Here is a 3,998-nt window from a genome sequence, read left to right on the forward strand (position 1 = left end):
GACGACGCGGATCGACACCGAGGTCTCGCGCCGCTACCTCGCCGACTTTTCCGAACCCGAGGAGGAGGAGGCGGAGATGCCCGAGGACGACACCGAGGAGGCGCTGCCCGACCGCCTCGACCTCGCCGAGGTGATGCTGGAGGCGCTGGCGCTGGCGCTCCCCGACTATCCGCGCGCGGAGGGGGCGGAGATCGGCGAGGCCACCTTCGCGGCGCCCGGCGTGGCGCCGATGACCGACGCGGACGCCAAGCCGCTCGCAGGTCTCGCGGCCCTGCGCGACCGGCTGCGCGAGAGCGGCGGAGACGGCGGCGACAACGGCGGCGAGGACTGAAATCGCGGCGATTCGGGCGCCCCGTCCGGGTGCCCTGAAAGGGTCGGAAAAGGGCTTGCATGGCGGGGGAATCGGAGTATGTTCCCGGCCTCATTCGCCCCCGGATGCGACCTCATGAAACCCGCGCCTTCCGCGGAATGCGAGGCCCGCGGGGATGCGCCCCGGCGCCGCGGGGGACGCGAGAGAGACGAGATAGACACCGAGGGCGCGCGCATCCGGTCGCGCCTCCCGAACTTCGAGGTTGAGACATGGCTGTCCCCCAGAACCGAGTGACGCGGTCCCGCCGCAACATGCGCCGCGCGCACGATGCCCTCGAGGGTGCGAACCCCAACGAGTGCCCGTCCTGCGGCGAGCTGAAGCGCCCGCACCACGTCTGCCCGTCCTGCGGCTTCTACAACGACCGCGAGGTCGTTGCGCGCGCCGATGAGGTCGATCTCGACGAAGACGCGGCCTGACCGGCTGAGGGATCGGCGGATCTGAGATGACCGACGGGACGGCGCTCACGGGCGACAGAATTCCGGCAACGGTCCTCTCGATCGACGCCATGGGCGGGGACCAGGGCCCCGCCGCCGTGGTCGGCGGAATCGCCAAGGCCTCCGCCAAGAACCCCGACCTGCGCTTCATCGTGCACGGCAACCGGCCCGAGCTGGAACGGCTCCTCGAGAAGAAGCGCGGCCTGCTCGACCGGTGCGAGCTGCGCCACGCCGACGGCGTCGTGCGCATGGACGAGAAGCCCTCGAACGTGCTCCGCCACGGCAAGAACACCTCCATGTGGTCCGCGATCGAGGCCCTGCGCACCGGCGAGGCACCGGCTGCCGTCTCCTGCGGCAACACCGGCGCGCTGATGCTCATGTCGATGACGCGCCTGCGCAAGATCGAGGGCGTGAACCGGCCGGCCATCGCCTGCCTCTGGCCGTCGAGCAATCCTTCGGGCTTCAACGTCATGCTGGACGTGGGCGCCGACATCCGCGCCGATGCCGAGGACCTGCTGCAATACGCGTTGATGGGCGCGAGCTATGCCCGCAACGGCATGGACCTCGACCGCCCGCGCGTGGGCCTCCTGAACGTCGGCACCGAGGAGCACAAGGGCCGCGCCGAGATCAAGGTGGCGGCGGAACTCATCGCGCGCGTCGCGCCCGCCGCGGACTTCGACTTCGTGGGCTTCGTCGAGGGCGTCGACCTGCCCTCCGACAAGGTCGACGTGATCGTGACCGACGGCTTCACCGGCAACGTGGCGCTCAAGACCGGCGAGGGCACGGCGCGCATGATCCGCGAGCAGCTCGAGGAGGCGTTCCGCTTCTCGCCGCTCAGCCGGATCGCGGCGCTTCTGGCCTATCCGTCGCTCCGGCGCCTGTCCAAGCGCATCGACCCGCGCCGCGTCAACGGCGGCGTCTTCCTCGGGCTCAACGGCACCGTCGTGAAGTCGCACGGCTCGGCCGACGCCACCGGCGTCGCCGCGGCCATCAAGCTCGCCGCGCGCCTCGCGGCGTCGGGCTTCAACCAGCGGCTCGCCGCGCGCATCGCCCAGGCCGAACACGCCGCCGCGCTGGCGATGCAGGCCCAGGGGAACCCGCAATGACGCTGCGATCCGTGGCCGTGGGCACGGGACACTACCTGCCCGCCCGCGTCGTCGAGAACGCCGAGTTCGAGGCGAAGGTCGACACGAGCGACGAATGGATCCGCACCCGCTCGGGGATCGAGCGGCGGCACTTCGCGGCCGAGGGCGAGACGACGAGCAGCATGGCCATCGCCGCCGCCAGACAGGCGATCGAGGCCGCGGGACTCACGCCCGCCGACATCGACGCTGTGGTGGTCGCGACCTCGACGCCCGACCTCACCTTTCCCTCCGTCGCCACGATGGTGCAGGCGGGCCTCCGAATGCCGGGGGGATTCGCCTTCGACGTGCAGGCGGTCTGCGCCGGTTTCGTCTACGCGCTGGCCAATGCCGACGCGCTGATCCGCGCCGGCCAGGCGCGCCGCGTCGCGGTGATCGGAGCCGAGACCTTCAGCCGGATCCTCGACTGGACCGACCGCTCGACCTGCGTTCTCTTCGGCGACGGCGCGGGGGCGCTGGTGCTCGAGGCGCAGGAGGGCGCGGGGGGCCCGGAGGATCGCGGCATCCTCGCCACCGACCTCCATTCCGACGGCCGCTTCCGCGACCTCCTCTACGTGGACGGCGGCGTCTCGACCAGCGGCTCGGCCGGCGTCCTGCGCATGGAGGGCCGCGAAGTCTTCCGCCACGCCGTTGAAAAGCTTGCCGAAACGGCCGAGACCTGCCTTGCCCGCGCCGGGGTCACGGCGGATGACATCGACTGGATCGTGCCGCACCAGGCCAACCTGCGGATCATCACGCGCACCGCGCAGAAGATGGGCGTGGACATGGACCGGGTCGTGGTGACGGTGCAGGACCACGGCAACACCTCGGCCGCCTCGATCCCGCTGGCGCTGTCGGTCGCGGTCGCGGACGGGCGCATCCGGCGGGGCGACCTGATCGTGGCCGAGGCCATCGGCGGCGGGCTCGCCTGGGGCTCGGTCGTGCTGCGCTGGTAGCGCCGATCCGCCGCTCGAGGAGCGCCTTCCAAACCCCTGCGTTGACTTGAGAAATCCCTTCGCGCATCCTGCGCCCCAGCAAACGTGGGGAACTGGCACGATGGCGGGAAAGACTCTGACGCGGATGGACCTCTCGGAAGCGGTGTTCCGCGAGGTCGGGCTGAGCCGCAACGAGAGCGCGCAACTGGTGGAGCGCGTGCTGGAACTGATGTCGGACGCGCTGGTGCGCGGCGAACAGGTCAAGGTCTCGTCCTTCGGCACCTTCTCGGTCCGGGCCAAGACGGCGCGCATCGGCCGCAACCCCAAGACCGGCGAGGAAGTGCCGATCTCGCCCCGCCGCGTGCTGACCTTCCGCCCGTCGCACCTGATGAAGGACCGGGTCGCTGCGGGCAACCGGCGCTGACGCGATGAGGGTCCGCGCCCTCGCGACGCCCCCGGTCTTCCGGAGGCGGGGAGCCGTCTTCCGATGAGCAAGTCGCCCGACGCATTCCGCACGATCCGCGAGGTGGCCGACTGGCTCGGCGTCGCGGCGCACGTGCTGCGCTTCTGGGAATCGAAGTTCAGCCAGATCCGGCCGGTGAAGCGTGCCGGGGGGCGGCGCTACTACCGGCCCGCGGACATGGAACTCGTGGGCGGGATCAAGGTGCTGCTGCACGACCGTGGCATGACCGTGCGCGGCGTGCAGCGCCTGCTGCGGGAGGAAGGCGTGGCGACCGTCGCGGCGCTGTCGCCGCCGCTCGACACGTTGCGGGTCGCGCCCGAACTGATCGAGGGAATCGGCGCCGAGACCGCCTGGCAGGAGGACGCGGCGGCCGAGGCGCAGGACGAGGGCGAAGACGCCTACCTCGGAGAGGAGGCGGAGGTTTACGACCAGGACGACGCGGCGGAGGACGCCGCGGAGGACACCGTCGAGGAAGCGCAGCCGGAGGACGATGGGCCGGAGCAGGCGGAGGAGGACGCCTTCGAGGAGGACGCCGAGCCCGAGAAGGAAGAGCCGGAGGACGCCGAGCCCGAGGCCGCGCAGGACATGGCGGAGCCCGAGATTGCCGGGGATTTCGCAGAGGAACGCGCGGAAGAGGTCGCCGGAGACAGCGACGCCGCCCCCCTCGCGGCAGAG

The 3,998-nt window shown here is 71.3% G+C and carries 6 protein-coding genes; all 6 read left to right on the forward strand.

Translation table 11 applies throughout. The features are described from left to right. Positions 1 to 331 (forward strand): YceD family protein (locus ACTS11_RS11070; protein WP_442640370.1); only part of this gene is annotated, 331 nt, incomplete at its 5' end. A 248-nt stretch (positions 332 to 579) separates the two neighbouring features. Then, positions 580 to 786, forward strand: a complete 207-nt coding sequence (gene rpmF / locus ACTS11_RS11075; protein WP_442640371.1) for a 50S ribosomal protein L32 — start codon at positions 580 to 582, stop codon at positions 784 to 786. Positions 787 to 812: 26 nt separating this feature from the next. Next, on the forward strand, positions 813 to 1,910 hold the full coding sequence (gene plsX, locus ACTS11_RS11080) for a phosphate acyltransferase PlsX (RefSeq protein WP_442640372.1): 1,098 nt from the start codon (positions 813 to 815) through the stop codon (positions 1,908 to 1,910). Further along, the gene (locus ACTS11_RS11085; protein WP_442640373.1) at positions 1,907 to 2,881 is read left to right on the forward strand and encodes a beta-ketoacyl-ACP synthase III; all 975 of its coding nucleotides are present in this window, start codon (positions 1,907 to 1,909) and stop codon (positions 2,879 to 2,881) included. The genes plsX and ACTS11_RS11085 overlap by 4 nt, the downstream gene beginning before the upstream one ends. Before the next feature lie 100 nt (positions 2,882 to 2,981). After that, a complete protein-coding gene (gene ihfA / locus ACTS11_RS11090; protein ID WP_442640374.1) occupies positions 2,982 to 3,284 on the forward strand; it encodes an integration host factor subunit alpha in 303 nt (100 codons plus the stop codon). A 63-nt stretch (positions 3,285 to 3,347) separates the two neighbouring features. Beyond that, positions 3,348 to 3,998: MerR family transcriptional regulator (locus tag ACTS11_RS11095; RefSeq protein ID WP_442640375.1), on the forward strand; the 651-nt coding region annotated here is incomplete at its 3' end.

This window comes from Roseicyclus sp., assembly GCF_052168335.1.
GTDB lineage: Bacteria > Pseudomonadota > Alphaproteobacteria > Rhodobacterales > Rhodobacteraceae > Roseibacterium.